Below are 15,068 nucleotides of genomic sequence, written 5' to 3'. Positions count from 1 at the left end.
CAACGCAGGCAGGGAATCCCTGAGCATCGAGCCACTTAGCCTGGTCCCTCAGCCGCTAAGGATTGTGTTGGGCACCTGCTCCCCCCGGCGTTGCTTAATACGGTCGAGAGGGATGACGCCAGCCCACGTCCCTTGCTAGGAAACCGTCGATGACTGCCATCAGCCAGTGCCCATTGGCGGGCCGCTCCGGCGCGCCCACAACCGCCGGGGATCAGTCGAATCGGCAGTGGTGGCCCCACCAGCTCAACCTGGCCATCCTTCATCAGCACGCACCGGCCTCCAATCCGCTCGGGGCAGCGTTCAACTACGCCGAGGCCTTCAACGAGCTGGATTTCGCTGCCGTCAAGCGGGATCTGCACGCCCTGATGACCGACTCCCAAGACTGGTGGCCCGCCGACTGGGGGCACTACGGCGGTCTGTTCATCCGCATGGCCTGGCACAGCGCCGGCACCTATCGCACCGGGGATGGCCGTGGCGGTGGGGGCACCGGCAACCAGCGCTTTGCTCCGATCAACAGCTGGCCTGATAACGGCAACCTCGACAAGGCCCGGCGGCTGCTCTGGCCGATCAAACAGAAGTACGGCAACCGCCTCTCCTGGGCTGATCTGATCGTGCTCACGGGCAACTGTGCCCTCGAGTCGATGGGTTTCCCCACCTTCGGCTTCGGGGGTGGGCGCGTCGATATCTGGCAACCGGAGGAAGACATCTACTGGGGCAACGAAACCAGCTGGATGGGTGATGCACGCCACAGCGGCGAACGCGAGCTGGAGAACCCCCTCGCCGCTGTGCAGATGGGTTTGATCTATGTGAACCCGGAAGGCCCCAATGGCGAGCCCGATCCGGTGGCTTCGGGTCGCGATGTGCGCGAAACCTTTGCCCGCATGGCGATGAACGACGAGGAAACCGTGGCCTTGGTTGCCGGCGGCCACACCTTCGGCAAGGCCCATGGAGCCGGGAGTCCTGAGCTGATGGGGCCCGCCCCAGAGGCGGCCAGCATTGAAGAGCAGGGGCTGGGCTGGCACAACCGTTTCGGCAGCGGCAAGGGCAGTGATTCCACCACCAGCGGGATCGAGGGGGCCTGGAAACCCAACCCCACCACCTGGGATCGCGGCTACTTCGAGATGCTCTTCGGTTACGAGTGGGAGCTGGAGAAGAGTCCTGCCGGCGCCTGGCAGTGGCGGGCCAAGGATGTGCGCGATGAGCACCTGATTCCTGACGCCCACGACCCAACACAGCGGCATCGGCCGATGATGACCACCGCGGATCTGTCGCTGCGCTTCGATCCGATCTACGAGCCGATCTCCCGCCGCTTTCACCAGGATCAGCAGGCCTTTGCTGATGCCTTCGCCCGAGCCTGGTTCAAGCTCACCCACCGCGACATGGGCCCCAAAGCGCTCTATCTCGGCCCCGAAGTGCCCAGCGAAGATCTGATCTGGCAGGACCCTATTCCACCGATCAACCACTCCTTGATCGGTGTCGCCGCCATCACCACACTCAAGGCCCAGGTGCTGGCTTCAGGGCTCTCGGTGGCGGAGCTGGTGGCGACGGCCTGGGCGTCGGCCTCCACCTATCGCGGCTCCGACAAGCGCGGCGGCGCCAATGGCGCCCGCCTGCGCCTGGCCCCCCAGAATCAGTGGGAGGTGAACCAGCCCGAGCAACTGGCGCGGGTGTTGGCGGTGCTGGCAGGGATTCAGCAGCGTTTCAATGCCGCTCAGGCTGATGGCACCCAGGTGTCGCTGGCGGATCTGATCGTGCTGGCCGGTGGCGCAGCGGTGGAAGCCGCGGCCAGCGCCGCTGGTCATGCCGTGGAGGTGCCCTTCAGCCCCGGCCGCAGCGATGCCTCCCAGGAGCAAACGGATGTGGAGTCGTTTGCGGTGTTGGAGCCCCAGGCCGATGGCTTTCGCAATTATCAGAAGCGCAGCTTCACGGTGCGGGCGGAGGAACTGCTGATTGATCGGGCCCAGCTGCTCGGCTTGAGTGCGCCGGAGATGACCGTGCTGGTGGGAGGGCTGCGGGTGCTCGGCGCCAATGTCGGCGGCTCAACCGATGGGGTGTTCACCCACAGGCCAGGCACGCTCAGCACCGACTTCTTCGTGAACCTGCTCGATATGGCCACGGTGTGGACGCCAACCTCTGAAGCCGCAGACAGCTTTGAAGGGCGTGACCGCCACAGCGGCGAACTGCGCTGGAGCGGCAGCCGCGTTGATCTGGTGTTTGGCTCCAACTCCCAGCTGCGGGCCCTGGCGGAGGTGTATGCCCAGAACGATGGATCCGCCAGGTTCGTGGCTGATTTCGTGGCGGCCTGGAGCAAGGTGATGAGCCGTGATCTGGTTTCGCAAAGCTCCTGCTGACGGGATCAACGCAGCGCCAAAGGCGGGCGGACGATCGCATCGATCATCCGGGCGGTCTGAACAATCGGGCCCACGTCATGCACCCGCAGCACATCGGTGCCCAGCGTGATCGCCTGGGCGCAGACGGCCGCCGTGCCCCACAGCCGGGCTCGGGGCCTGGGTTCGTTGAGCACCGCTCCGATGAACCGTTTGCGCGATGGGCCCAGCAGCAGGGGGAACCCTTCGCGGCGCAGCTCCGCCAAGCCCCGCAGCAGGGCCAGGTTCTGCTCGGTGTTTTTGGCAAAGCCGAGCCCCGGATCCCAGATCAGCTGATCGGCCCGCACCCCGGCCGCCAGGGCGATGTCTGTGGCGCGCAGCAACTCCTGGCGCACCTCGGCCACCACATCGCCATACACGGCCAAGCCATCCATGCTGCGGCTATCGCCGCGGCTGTGCATCAGCACGTAAGGGCAGCCGAATTCCGCCACCACGCCAAGAATGGCGGGGTCACGGCGACCGCCGCTCACGTCGTTGATCCAGTGGGCTCCGGCGGCCAGGGCAGCGGCGGCCACCCCTGATCGGAAGGTGTCGATCGAGAAGCGGGGGCCGCCAGGCTGCGCGCAGGCGGAGCGCATCAGCTCCAGGGCCGGCAACACCCTCTCCAGCTCCTGCTCGGCGCTGATCTCCATGGCGCCGGGCCGGGTGCTCTGCCCCCCCAGATCCAGCAGATCCGCCCCCTGGCGCAGCATCGCTCGGGCCTGATGCAGGGCGTCTGCAGGCCGATCAAAACGGCCACCATCACTGAAGGAATCAGGGGTGAGATTGATCACCCCCATCACGTAGGTGCGCGAACCCCAGGGGAGAGCGGCCTCTGGAGCCGACGCTGCGCTGGTGGAGGCCATGGTCGGTGCTGCCGTTGGCGCGATTCATCCTCAGCCCCAGCCCCCCAGGCGTGGGTTGCATGGGAAACTGACAGGGCCCTTTGAGGGGTGGTCGAGTGGGTGATGGCTCCGGTCTTGAAAACCGGCGAAGGGAAGCGGGAGCCTTCGCCGGCTTCGAATCCCACCCCCTCCGTTTTCGGAACCTGCTGGCCTTTACGGCCGACAAGTTCTGGCTCTGGGGAAGGGCGCCAACTGCCGCTAGCGTCAGCCGGCTTTTGATCCAAACGGCGCCATGAAACGAACGCGTTGGCTGCTGCCGGTCTTGATGCTCTGCGGGCTGCTGCTGGCGATGGTGCCGCTTCTGCCCGCCCCTACGGCCGCCGAGGGCGCCCGCGCCGAGATCCGGGGGGTCTGGATGACCACCAACGACATGACCACCATGCGTGATCGCACCAAGTTGCGAGCGGCGATGGATCAGTTGAAGGAGATGCACTTCAACACTGTTTATCCGGTGGTCTGGAATTCCGGCTACGCCATCCATACCAGCGAGGTCACCAGGGACCGCAAGATTCAGTCGTTTTCCTATAAAGGCTTGGAAGGCCAAGACATTATCGCCGATGTGATCAGCGAGGGCCATGCCAAAGGCATGCTCGTGATTCCCTGGTTCGAATTCGGCTTCATGGCGCCGCCATTCTCGGACTTGGCCCTCAAACACCCCACCTGGCTCACTGAGCGGCGAGACGGAAGCCGCACCTCAATCAGCGCGGCAGGGGAAGTGGTTTGGCTGAATCCATTCAGGCCTGAGGTGCAGCAGTTCATCACCGAACTAGTGCTGGAAGTGGTGGGTAATTACGACGGCGATGGCATCCAGTTCGATGACCACATGAGCCTGCCCAATGAATTTGGCTACGACAGTTACACCAAAGCGCTTTACACCAGGGAAACCAAGCGCGCGGTGCCGAGCAACCCGATGGATCAGGCCTGGATCAAGTGGCGCGCTGACAAGATTTCAGCCTTCATGGTCCATCTGCACAAAGCTGTGAAAGCCAAAAAAGCCAATGCGATCGTCTCCGTTTCTCCCAACTACTACGACTTCGCCTACAAGCTGCAGTTGCAGGACTGGCTAGGCTGGGTGCGGCGCAACATCGTCGATGAAGTGATCGTGCAGCTCTACCGGCCTGATGTGGCCAGCTTCGCCACCGAGGTGGCCCGCCCCGAACTCGCGGAAACCCAGAAGAAGATTCCCACCGCGATCGGAGTGATGACGGGGCTACGCACCAAGCCAGCACCAATGCAGCTGATTCAGGCTCAGGTGCAGACGGTCCAGCAGAAAGGCATGGGTGTGGCGTTCTTCTATTTCGAATCGCTCTGGAATGCCACCGCCGAAGCGGAAGATCTGCGCCGCGCAGGCTTCCTTTCCCTGTTCCCCAGCCCCGCACCGCGTGCGCCGCTGTGACGTCCACCCCAAACCCCACGCAAAAAACGTAGATCCCTTGTCAGGATGGTGGGGGCACGCGGTGATCAGTGAGTTTCAGCACCAAAACGGAGTACCCCTTGGTGGCCCTGATCGAGCTGGCTGATGTTCATTGAGGCGATGGCCTGCTCCAGGCCGGTGAAATCGCCCGTCGCCAAGGGATTCCCGAGCGTTACCTTGATCAGATGCTCACCACCCTGGCCCAGAAGCTGGAGTAGGCCAGCGCCCTGGCGTTAAGACATCAGATCTGAGTGTTGCTCAGAGTTGGGCTGCCGGCGGCAGGCGTGCTGGTGGTAGCTCCATCTGCAGGGTGCTGTGGGCGATGCCAATGCGGGCCAGGCGCTGTTTGGCCTCATGCAGCAGCTCCATGTCGTTGCCCCCAGCTGGCTGGCGAATAATGCGGGCCGTGAGGGCGTTCTGGGAGGTGCTCATCGCCCAGACATGCAGGTGATGCACGTCAACCACCGCCGACAGGGAGCGCAGGGCCACCATCAACGCATCGCGCAGCAACTGCCAACCACTCCAGGCCACCGCCAGACCCACGCCGATGGCCGTGAGCGGGTCCAGCCAGCCCCAGTCCGTGAGCCCCACCAGCAGGGAGCTGATCAGCACCGCATTCACCAGCGAGGCCAGCTGGGTGCTGCGGCCGAAGCCATAGGTGAAGCGAGGTGTGGCCGGCCGCGTGCTCAGCCGCTCCGCCCCCCAGCCGAACCCCACCGCCGGGTTGGCGGACTCTCCAGGGTCGGCAGGAGCTGGGGCCATGGCGGGGACTGAAACGATGTCTGACGCCAAACTGACGCCGATCAGCTCAGTTGGCTGCGAAAGCGCGACACGCTGATCGCCATCAGCAGCGGCGCCATCACCAGCAGGGCCAAGGCATGGGGCCAGAGGGCCTCCAGGCCGACACCCTTGAGCATCAACCCGCGCAGGATCGCGATGAAGTGGCGCAAGGGGTTGAGCAGAGAGAGCACCTGAAAGAAGGCCGGCATGCTCTCGATCGGAGCAATCGCCCCGGAGGTCTGAATCATCGGCAGGGTGATGAAGAAGGCCGTGAGCATCACCTGCTGCTGGGAGCGGCAGACCGTGGCGAGCATGATCCCCACAGCGATCCCCACAAACAGATAGAGGCCCGAGAGGGTCAACAGCAGCAGCAGATTGCCGCGGATCGGCACACCGAACACCAGCCGGCCAAGCAACAGCGCCAGCAGCACATCGCCCATCAGCAGCAGCACCAGAGGCAGGATCTTGGCCATCAAGATCTCCCAGGCCGCAGCTGGGGTCATCAGCAGCTGCTCCAGCGTGCCGGTGTCCTTCTCGCGCACCAGCGTCACCGCCGACACCAGCGTGGCGATCAAGGTGAGCACGATGCCGATCACCCCCGGCACAAAGAACCAACTGCTGGTAAGGCCGGGGTTGTAGAGAAAGCTCACCTGGGTACGCACCGGCGCGCTGGGCGGCAATGCCCCCGGCTCCGGGCGAAAGCGGCGCAGGATCTGCTGGATGTAACCGTTGGCAATGCCGGCGCTGTTGGCGTCGACGCCATCGATGAACACCTGCACCTCGGCGGTGTCGCCAACCGCCAGCCGCCTGCTGAAGTTCGGTGGGATCACCAGGCCGGCGGTGAGCTCGCCGCGCTCCACCTGCTGGGCCAGCTCCCGCTCACTGCGGGGATAGGAGGAAGCCAGAAAGATGCGGTTGGCGGTGAGGGCCGACACCAGCTCCCGGCTGGCCGCAACCTGCGCGTAATCAACCACCCCCAGTTTGAGGTTGTGCACCTCGGGGTTGAGGGCAAAGCCGTAGATCAGCAGCTGCAACGTGGGCGGAATGATCAGCAACTTGATCAGCTGCCGGTCGCGCAGGATCTGCTGAACCTCCTTGCGCACCAGGGCCCAGAAGCGGCTGACCGAGAGCACCCGCCACCAGTGACGCAGGATCCTCACGACCCACCCTCGCCGCCATCGGCCAGCTGCAGGGAGCCCAGCGAGCGCAACGTGGCCACGTAGAGCAGCGCCCCGAGGGCCAGGATCATCAGCACATCCAGCCAGACACCGGCCCAGCCCGTTCCCCTGACAAAGGCATCACGGCTGATCACGATGAAATATCGCGCTGGGATCAAGGCCGACACCAGCGACAGCGGCGGCGGAATATTGCTGAGCGGATAAATGAAGCCCGAGAGCAGCAGGGCCGAGAGAAAACCCAGCAGCGACACCCCCTGCACCGCCGAATTCTGGTTAGCGCTGCGCACCCCCAGTAACAACCCGAACAGCACCGCCGCCGCCAGATACAGCGTGGTGCCCACCAGCAGCGGTGTTGGGTCGCCCGCGAAGCTGAGTTGGAAGATCAGACCGCCCAGCCCCATCACCACCACAGCCACACTCACCCCCACCAGCAGGTAGGCCAGGGACTTACCCAGCAGCAGCTCCGATGGGCGGATCCCCGAGGCATAGACCTGCAAAATTGTGCCCTTGTCTTTCTCTTTCACCATGGCGATAGCGGCCAGCAGAGAGGGAAAGATCCAGAGCACCACGGCATAAACCCCCGGCACGATGTAAAGCGACTCCTTACGGCCGGGGTTGAACCACAGCCGCGTCAGCGCCCGCACCGGCGGCGGATTGTTGAGCAGCTCCTTCTCTGAGAGAAAGAAGGCCGTGATGCCCTGGATGCTGTTGCGGATCACCCGGGCGTTGTTGGCGTCGGTGCCATCCACCAGCACCTGCACCTCCACCGCCTGACCGGCCTTGATGCGGCGGCTGAATTCCGGCGGGATGATCACCGCCGCCTTGGCCAGGCCCCGATCGATCGCAGCGGCCACCGGGTCGCCGCTGCCCAGCCAGGGAGCGGCCTTGAACTGGTCGGTGGCGAAGAGGCGATCGGTGTAGGCGGCGCTGAGCGGACTGCGATCGAAGTCTTGAACCACGATCGGGATCACCTTGGTTTCGAGGCGAATGGCGAAACCGAAAATGAGCAGGGTGAGCAGCGGCAGCAGAAACGCCAGCCCCAGGGTGAGCCGGTCGCGGCGGAACTGCAGCAGCTCCTTGCGGCACTGGGCCAGGATTCGCTTCACGCTTGCTCCTTCTCTGGCGCCTGGGCCCGCTGCACCGTGCCGATGAAGGCATCCTCAAGCGACTGGGGCACCGGGCGCAGCTCCTCCAGGCTGAGTTGCGCCTGGGCCAGCAGCGGCCGCAGCGTCTCGATCTCCCGTTCGGGATCATCCAGCACCAGATGCAGCCGATCCCCGAAACGGCTCACCCGCCACGACTGCCAGTGGCGGCGCAGCAGCAGGGTGGCGCGCTGGAGCTGATCCGGCGGCAACACCAGCTCCAGCACCTGACCCGGCTGGGCAGCCTTGATCGCTTCGGGGCTGCCTTCGATCACATTTTCGCCGGCCACCATGAAGCAGAGCCGGTTGCACTGCTCCGCTTCCTCCAGGTAGTGGGTGGTCACCAAGATGGCAGTGCCGCGGCGGGCGAAGTCGTTGATCAGGCTCCAGAACTGGCGCCGCGCCAGGGGATCCACCCCGGAGGTGGGCTCATCGAGAAAGAGCACCTCCGGATCGTGCAGCACTGCCGCACCGAAGGCCACCCGCTGCTTCCAACCGCCGGGCAGCCGCGCGGTGAGCATCTGCTCCTGGCCCTGGAGGCCGCAGCTGGCAATCACCCAGTCGATGCGCGGTTGGCGCAGGGGGCCGGGAATGCCATAGACCCCGGCGTAGAACTCCAGGTTCTCGCGGATCGAGAGATCGTCGTAGAGGGTGAATTTCTGGCTCATGTAGCCGATCCGCCGCAGCAGATCCGGCCCCCGCAGCTGCTCCGACTCCCCCGCCAGCACGATCTGGCCGGAGCTGGGGGCCAGCAGACCGCAGAGCATCTTGATCGTGGTGGTCTTGCCCGCACCATTGGCCCCCAGCAGACCGAAGATCTCGCCGTAGCGAATCTCCAGCGTCAGCTGCCGCACGGCCTCGAAGTTCCCGAAACGGCGGCTCAGGTTGCGGGCGTCAATGGCGAGATCGGAGCGGTGGCGGCGCACGGCCTGGGGCTGGGGGAAGGGCAGCAGCGGCAGCTCCCCGGCCTGGCGGCGCTGGCGGATCACGACCACATTCTCAAGTGTTGGGCTGCTGCGGCGCAGCTCCTGCAGCGGCAAACCCTCCTGGCGAAACAGCTCTCGCACCTGGGCTTCGCCCGCGGCCGCATCGTTCACCAGCAGATCGAGCCGATCGCCAAAGGTCTGCACGTCAACGATCGCGCCACCGCGCAGCAGCGGTTCAGCCGCCACCGGCGCAGCCCCCCGCAGCTCCAGCCGGCTCAGGCCCAGCTCCCGTTTCAGCTCAGCCGGGCTGCCCAGGCTCTCGAGGCGCCCCTGCTGCACAAGGGCGATGCGGTGGCAGCGCTCGGCCTCCACCAGATCAGGGGTGGCCACCACGATCGTGACCCCCTCCTCCGCCAGGGTGGTGAGCACGTCCCAGAAGTCGCGGCGCGACACCGGATCCACTCCAGTGGTGGGTTCATCGAGCAGCAACAGCTGGGGTCTGTCGATCAGGGCGCAGCAGAGGGCCAGCTTCTGCTTCATGCCACCGGAGAGCTGGCTGGCCAGACGATCGGCGAAGGGCTCCAGACCCAGGCGTCTGAGCAGGGAGCCGCGCCGCTCCCGCCAGAGCTCGGTGGGCACCAGCCGCAGGCCGGCCACATAGCGCAGGTTCTCCTCAACACTGAGGTCGGGGTACTGGGAGAACTGCTGGGTCAGGTAGCCAATCCGCTCACGGGCCTCGTGGGGCGGCCGGCCCAGCACCCGCACCTGGCCATCACTGGGCTCGATCACCCCAGCGAGGATGTGAAACGTGCTGGTTTTGCCGGCGCCATCGGGACCGATCAGCCCGAAGATTTCCCCGGCCCGCACGCTGAATTCCAGACCGGCCACAGCCGGGCGGCTGCCGTAGCGCTTGTGCAGCCCCACCACGCTCACCACCACAGCGGTGGCGGCGGCGGGATCAGGGGGTGAGGATTTCGGCATCGGCGGGCATGCCCGGTTTGGCGTTACCGGCCGGGTTGTCGATCGCCAGCTTGAGACCGAACACCTGGCGCACCCGGTCGCGCTGGAAATAGATGGTCTCGGGAGTGAAGGAGGCCTGGGCATCAACCTCCACCACTCGGGCTGCCAGCGGTTGGCTGGGATCGGAATCCAGGAAGATCCGGGCCCGTTGCCCCAGGCGCACCCGGCCGAGATCCCCCTGGGGAATGAAGCCGCGCAAGTACACCGTGGCGGGATCGAGCAGGGTGAGCAGGATGCGGCCGCTGGCCACCACCGCACCAGGCTCGACGCTGCGGGAGATCACCACGGCGGCCAGGGGCGAGCGGATGCTCAAGTAAGCGGCTTCCGCTTTCACCTGCTGCTCCGCCGCCTGGGCACTGCGCACATCACTCTCTGCGGCCAGCACCCGGGAGAGGGCGCGCTGGCGCTGGTCACCCAGGGCCTGCAGCTGGGCCGCGCGGATGGAGGGATTGAGACCGGTGGAGGCGGCCAGCGCCAGGGCGCCGCGGGCCGCCTCCACCTGGCGCTGCTGGGCGGTCACCACGGCTTCGGCGGTTTCGAGGGCGGTGCGGTCTTGATCCAGCGACTGGCGCGAAGCGGCACCCTGCCGCACCAACGAGTCCGTGCGCCCCAGGGTGACCTTGGCCAGCCGTTGCTGGGCCTGGGCCTGGGCCAGCTGGGCTTCGGCGCTGGCCAGGTAGGCCTTGGCCTGCACCACCCGGCCCAGGTTGTCCTGCTCGGCCTGGGCCACGGTCAGGCGGGATTCGCGGATCTGGCTGTCGACCACATCGATCTGAGAGCGGTCCTGGCTCAACTGCTGGCGGGAGGAAGCCAGCCGCGCCTGGGCGCCGCGCAGGCGGGCGCGCACCTCCTCGTCATCGAGGCGAACCAGCAGCTGCCCGGCCTTGACGCGCTCCCCCTCGCGAACCGTGACCTCAGCCACACGGCCGCCGATCCTGGCCCCGAGATCCGTTTCGTAGCCCTCGATGCGTCCACTCAGCTTCAAAGGGCCGCCGCTGGATCGCCCCAGCCACAGCCAGCCCGCCAGTCCAGCCACCGCGAGGATCACCCCACCACCAATCAGCAGCTTCAGCCGCATCCCTTGGGACCGACAGGCAGGCGAGCGTCCACCAGGCAGGCGCCGCTGAGATCGGCAGCGGTCAGATCGGCGTTGCGCAGGTTGGTGCCGTAGAGACAATCTTCGCGCAAGCTAGCCCCGCGCAACTGCGCGAGGACCTGCTCACGCCGCTTCTGCTCCATCGAGATCGGGAAGGCGGCATGCAACGACCCCAACGGCCAGCGCCCGGCCTTCGAGGCGGTGCTCAACGAAATGGAGAGCGAATTCAACCGCGGCCACTTTGATCGCAAGGTGCCGCTGAACCGTCTCCAAGACCTCAGCCCCGAGGAGAAGCAGGCCGACGAGAACACTCTGGTGAGCTCCTGCGTGTCGCAGTTCTCGGGTTTCCTGCTGTTCAAGGAACTCCCCAGGCGTCTGTTTCAGGCAGAGCGCCCCGAACTCGGACGGTTGTTGGCCCCAGGCCAAGCGCACGGTATTCAGGCGCTCACGGCCACCTGGTAATTGGCGATGCGGGCGAAGCTGGCTGGCTCCAGCGAGGCGCCACCCACCAGCACCCCGTCGATGTCGGATTGGGCCATCAGCAGGTCGATGTTGTCGGGTTTGACCGATCCGCCGTACTGCACGACCACCTCGGGATGGCCCACCCAGCCGCGGATCAGGCCGCAGATGCGGTTGGCCTCCTCGGCGCCGCAGGTCTTGCCGGTGCCGATCGCCCAGATCGGCTCGTAGGCCACCACCAGATGGGTGGCATCGAGATCCTCCAGGCTTTGCTCCACCTGGCGGCGAATCACCCGCTCGGTTTCGCTGGCTTCTCGCTGGGCCTCGGTTTCGCCCACGCAGACGATCGGAATCAGGCCGGCGGCCTGGGCATTGCGGGCCCGCAGGTTGATCTGCTCGTCGCTTTCGCAGTGGAATTTGCGGGGTTCGCTGTGGCCCACGATCGCGTAGGACACGCCGAGCTCCAGGAGCATTTCAGCTGAAATTTCAGCGGTGTAGGCCCCGCCGCTGTCCCAGTGAACGTTCTGGCTGGAGAGCTTCACCCCACTGCCGGAGAGCGCCTGGCTGAGCGCCTCGATCGCGGTGAACGGGGGGGCCAGCACCACGTCCCGGTCGCCGGGGATGTGTGCCACCAGAGGTGCGAACGCCTGGGCGTAGGCCCGGGCCTGCGCGCAGGTCATGTGCATCTTCCAGTTGCCGGCGATCACCGCTTTATGCACAGGAACCCTTACCAGTGGAGCGATGGCCAACTTAGGTGGAGGCAGGAACCTCCAGGTTGTGGCGCCCGAACGTCACCCTGTCGCCCGGGGTGAGCTGGCGGCCCCGGCGCAGCTCCACGTCCCCATTGACCTGGACCTCCCCCTGTTGCACCCGAAACTTCGCCTCGCCGCCTGTGGCCACGAGCCCTTGCCATTTGAGGAATTGATCCAGGCGCATGGGTTCAGCCGCAGGCGGGGGCACTGAAACAGCGCTGATAAGGTCTGCCGATGCTCGCACCCTCCCCGGCCGGCTTCCGTGGTCTGTTGCCGCTGCTGAAGCCCCATCGCCGCCGGCTCTGGGCCGGAGGGGTTTGCATGCTGGTGTTTGTGGCCTGCTGGCCCCTGCTGGCCTGGCTGGCCGGTCAGCTGATCCCGGCGATCGGTGCCGGCGATTTCCCCACCGTGCTGCGGGTGATCCTGCAGGCCCTGGCGGTGTTTCTGCTGCAGAAACTGGCCCAGTTCGGCCAGGACACCCTGCTGGCCTCCCCGGCCCTGCAGGTCAGCCAGGCCCTGCGCAGCCAGTTGTTCGCCCGCCTGCAGAAGCTGGAATTCGGCGCGCTCGAGAAGCTCTCGGCCGGCGATCTCACCTATCGCCTCACCGAGGACGCCGACCGGGTCGGTGAAGTGATCTACAAAACCATCCAAGACAGCACCCCGAGCCTGCTGCAGCTGGTGGTGGTCTTCGGCTACATGGTCTTCCTGGATTGGAAGCTGTCGATGGCCACCTTGCTGCTGGCCCCGCTGGTGGCGGTCTTGGTGAGTGCCTTCGGTGCCCGGGTGATGGCCGCTGCCGAACGCAGCCAGAAACAGGTGAGTGAACTGGCGGGGCTGCTGGGCGAAGCGATCAGCGGTCTGCCGCTGGTGCGCGCCTACGCCGCTGAACCCTGGTTGCAGCAACGCTTCGAGCAGGAGATCGACCTGCACCGCCGTGCCCGCTACCGCACCCTCAAGCTGCTGGCCCTGCAACACCCCGTGGTGGGCTTCATCGAAGCGGCCGGCATCCTCTCGGTGCTGCTGATCGGCGCCTCGCGGATCCAGGCCGGAGGCCTCGACAGCCAGGGGTTCAGCAGTTATGTGGCGGCCCTGCTGATGCTGATCGATCCGATCTCCCACCTCACCACCAACTACAACGAGTTTCAGCAGGGTCAGGCCTCGCTGCGGCGCCTACGGGCGATTGAAGCGGAGGCCGTGGAAACTCCCGATCCGATCGATGCCAGGCCGCTGGGCTCGGTGCGTGGGGAGCTGCGCCTGGAGGGCGTCTGGTTCGGCTACGACCCGACCAAACCGGTGTTGCGCAACCTCCAGCTCACAGCGGCCCCTGGCCAGCTCGTCGCCTTGGTGGGGCCGTCGGGAGCCGGCAAGAGCACCCTCTTTTCCCTGTTGCTGCGCTTCAACACCGCCCAGCGCGGTCGGGTGCTGCTCGACGGCCAGGACCTGGCCGGCCTGCGCGCCGCCGATCTGCGCCGTGCCATCGCCCTGGTGCCCCAGCAGAGCTCCGTGTTCTCCGGAACGGTGGCAGAGGCGATCCGCTTCGGACGTCCAGCCAGCAGCGAGCAGGTGCGCCAGGCAGCACGGCTGGCCAATGCCGCTGACTTCATCGAAGCCCTGCCGGGTGGCTACGCGGCCCGGATCGAGGAGCGGGGCAGCAATTTTTCCGGCGGTCAACTGCAACGGCTGGCGATTGCCCGGGCCGTGCTCGGCAACCCGGCCGTGCTGCTGCTCGATGAGGCCACCAGCGCCCTCGATGCTGAATCCGAGCAGGCGGTGCAACAGGGCCTGGAGCAAGCGATGGCTGGTCGCACCGTGCTGGTGATTGCCCATCGCCTCGCCACCGTGCAGGGAGCCGACCAGATCCTGGTGCTCGAGGCCGGTGGCATCGTTGAGCAGGGCAGCCACGACCAGTTGATGGCCCGCGACGGCCGTTACCGTGAACTCTGCAATCGACAGCTGATCCGGGTCGCGGCCTGAGGGCCAGGCGGGCCGTAACGTTCACTCACCTCGCTTGCTACTGCCTTGACCAATCCTGCTTCCCTCCCGCCGGTGCTCACCTTCGAGGGCAAGCGCTACGACCTCAACACCCTTCCAGACGATGTGAAGGAACTGGTGCGTGGCATGCAGGTGGCGGATGCCCAGTTGCGTTTCCACGAAGACACCCTCAAGGTGCTGGCGGTTGGGCGGCAGTCGATGGCGTTCCAGCTCAACGAACGCCTCAAGGGCATCACGGCGCTTCCCGAAGGCGGCTGAATGGCGGCTGGAGGCTAATTCAGCCACCTTTCGTGAAGCAACCGTTGGGGATTCAAGCCAGCGGGCTCAATGGGCCGTGAGCTCTTCGAAACGGAAGGTCTGACGGCTGGCCGGCTGGCTTTCACCATCGGCTCCGCTGAAGGCCTCGGTGGCGATCACCCGTTCGCTCAGCACCCAGGGGCCCTGGCCGCCGAGTGGCACGAAGGTGTCGGTGAAGCTGCTCTTGCCACCTTTGGCCGCGCCGCTGGCGGGGTCGGTGTAGAGGCTGCTGTAGGTGTGGCTGAGGTAGCCGGCACCAGTGTCGGTGGTGCTGCCGGTGTAGATCGTCACCACCGTGCCGTGGATGTGGCGGTGCACCATCGTCACCACATCGTTAGCGATGCGATAGCGATCGCCGCTGTTCTTGCCGCCCACGATCACCTCAACGCCCACCTCATTGGTGTCACCGGCGGTGAAGGTGTTGGCGCCGTGGGTCTGCTCGAAGCTGCGGCGCACCCGGTGGATGCAGACCTCCCAGAGCTGGGAGCCCACCGCTTTGCTGATGGTCTCGTCGTCGATGCCCTCCACGTTCGCCTTGAGGTCGGCGCCCACCATGAAACGGCCTTCGGCGCGCTGGCCCTCCTGCTCCCAGACGCAACGGCCCGCGTAGCCGCCAAAGCCCGGTTCCCAGGTGTAGCGGTTCTGGTAGGCCGCCTGGAAGAGCTCGCGCAGGTCGGTGCCTGGGGCGGTGCTGGCGGGGGCGGAGATGGTCAAAACAATCGAATCAGAGATGGATGCGAT

15 protein-coding genes are annotated in these 15,068 nt (G+C 65.9%); 5 read left to right on the top strand and 10 right to left on the bottom strand.

Going from position 1 to position 15,068, the window contains the following annotated elements:
• Positions 1–149 precede the first annotated feature (149 nt).
• Positions 150–2,351, top strand: coding sequence for a catalase/peroxidase HPI (gene katG / locus ACXMDM_RS13370; RefSeq protein WP_071799958.1), 2,202 nt, complete (start codon positions 150–152; stop codon positions 2,349–2,351).
• A gap of 5 nt (positions 2,352–2,356) precedes the next feature.
• Here katG and folP read toward each other — a convergent pair whose 3' ends face one another.
• On the bottom strand, positions 2,357–3,232 hold the full coding sequence (gene folP, locus ACXMDM_RS13365; protein WP_233831000.1) for a dihydropteroate synthase: 876 nt from the start codon (positions 3,230–3,232) through the stop codon (positions 2,357–2,359).
• Between the two features lie 271 nt (positions 3,233–3,503).
• On the opposite strand from folP, the gene ACXMDM_RS13360 reads away from it, so the two are divergent.
• The gene (locus ACXMDM_RS13360) at positions 3,504–4,667 is read left to right on the top strand and encodes a glycoside hydrolase family 10-like protein (protein ID WP_071799957.1); all 1,164 of its coding nucleotides are present in this window, start codon (positions 3,504–3,506) and stop codon (positions 4,665–4,667) included.
• 276 nt (positions 4,668–4,943) lie between these two features.
• Here the strand turns inward: ACXMDM_RS13360 and ACXMDM_RS13355 are convergent, their stop codons facing one another.
• Genes ACXMDM_RS13355 through ACXMDM_RS13330 form a run of 6 tightly spaced genes read right to left on the bottom strand, consistent with a single transcriptional unit; the run spans position 4,944 to position 11,036 of the window.
• Positions 4,944–5,447 (bottom strand): cation efflux transmembrane domain-containing protein, encoded by a 504-nt coding sequence (locus ACXMDM_RS13355; protein WP_071799956.1) that lies wholly within the window; start codon positions 5,445–5,447, stop codon positions 4,944–4,946.
• 41 nt (positions 5,448–5,488) lie between these two features.
• Positions 5,489–6,625 (bottom strand): ABC transporter permease, encoded by a 1,137-nt coding sequence (locus tag ACXMDM_RS13350; protein WP_233830998.1) that lies wholly within the window; start codon positions 6,623–6,625, stop codon positions 5,489–5,491.
• Positions 6,622–7,749 carry an ABC transporter permease gene (locus ACXMDM_RS13345; RefSeq protein ID WP_071799955.1) on the bottom strand — a complete coding sequence of 376 codons (1,128 nt, stop codon included), beginning with the start codon at positions 7,747–7,749 and terminating at the stop codon, positions 6,622–6,624. Before ACXMDM_RS13345 ends, ACXMDM_RS13350 begins: the two co-directional genes overlap by 4 nt.
• On the bottom strand, positions 7,746–9,692 hold the full coding sequence (locus ACXMDM_RS13340) for an ATP-binding cassette domain-containing protein (protein WP_071799954.1): 1,947 nt from the start codon (positions 9,690–9,692) through the stop codon (positions 7,746–7,748). Before ACXMDM_RS13340 ends, ACXMDM_RS13345 begins: the two co-directional genes overlap by 4 nt.
• On the bottom strand, positions 9,670–10,809 hold the full coding sequence (locus ACXMDM_RS13335) for an HlyD family secretion protein (protein WP_083544355.1): 1,140 nt from the start codon (positions 10,807–10,809) through the stop codon (positions 9,670–9,672). Before ACXMDM_RS13335 ends, ACXMDM_RS13340 begins: the two co-directional genes overlap by 23 nt.
• Complete coding sequence (locus tag ACXMDM_RS13330; protein ID WP_233830996.1) at positions 10,800–11,036, bottom strand: pentapeptide repeat-containing protein; 237 nt, start codon at positions 11,034–11,036, stop codon at positions 10,800–10,802. Before ACXMDM_RS13330 ends, ACXMDM_RS13335 begins: the two co-directional genes overlap by 10 nt.
• Here ACXMDM_RS13330 and ACXMDM_RS13325 point away from each other — a divergent pair.
• Positions 11,029–11,289: a hypothetical protein gene (locus ACXMDM_RS13325; protein ID WP_071799952.1), complete on the top strand. Its 261-nt coding sequence runs from the start codon at positions 11,029–11,031 to the stop codon at positions 11,287–11,289. The genes ACXMDM_RS13330 and ACXMDM_RS13325 overlap by 8 nt on opposite strands.
• Here the strand turns inward: ACXMDM_RS13325 and tpiA are convergent.
• Positions 11,265–12,005 (bottom strand): triose-phosphate isomerase, encoded by a 741-nt coding sequence (gene tpiA / locus ACXMDM_RS13320; RefSeq protein ID WP_071801892.1) that lies wholly within the window; start codon positions 12,003–12,005, stop codon positions 11,265–11,267. The two genes, ACXMDM_RS13325 and tpiA, sit on opposite strands and share 25 nt — an antisense overlap.
• Before the next feature lie 31 nt (positions 12,006–12,036).
• Entirely contained in the window at positions 12,037–12,222 is a 186-nt protein-coding gene (locus tag ACXMDM_RS13315; protein ID WP_071799951.1) for an RNA-binding S4 domain-containing protein, read from the bottom strand.
• 50 nt (positions 12,223–12,272) lie between these two features.
• Between ACXMDM_RS13315 and ACXMDM_RS13310 the strand changes: the two genes are divergently transcribed.
• Together ACXMDM_RS13310 and ACXMDM_RS13305 are read left to right on the top strand one after the other, a co-directional pair.
• Positions 12,273–14,012: an ABC transporter ATP-binding protein gene (locus ACXMDM_RS13310; protein ID WP_071799950.1), complete on the top strand. Its 1,740-nt coding sequence runs from the start codon at positions 12,273–12,275 to the stop codon at positions 14,010–14,012.
• 45 nt (positions 14,013–14,057) lie between these two features.
• The gene (locus tag ACXMDM_RS13305; protein WP_071799949.1) at positions 14,058–14,288 is read left to right on the top strand and encodes a DUF6447 family protein; all 231 of its coding nucleotides are present in this window, start codon (positions 14,058–14,060) and stop codon (positions 14,286–14,288) included.
• A gap of 66 nt (positions 14,289–14,354) precedes the next feature.
• Here ACXMDM_RS13305 and ACXMDM_RS13300 read toward each other — a convergent pair whose 3' ends face one another.
• Positions 14,355–15,041 (bottom strand): DUF3386 domain-containing protein, encoded by a 687-nt coding sequence (locus ACXMDM_RS13300; protein ID WP_071799948.1) that lies wholly within the window; start codon positions 15,039–15,041, stop codon positions 14,355–14,357.
• Positions 15,042–15,068: the final 27 nt, after the last annotated feature.

Source organism: Synechococcus sp. CS-603, assembly GCF_977929215.1.
The sequence above is the reverse complement of the archived record's forward strand: the minus strand, read 5'-3'. Positions and strand labels throughout refer to the sequence as shown.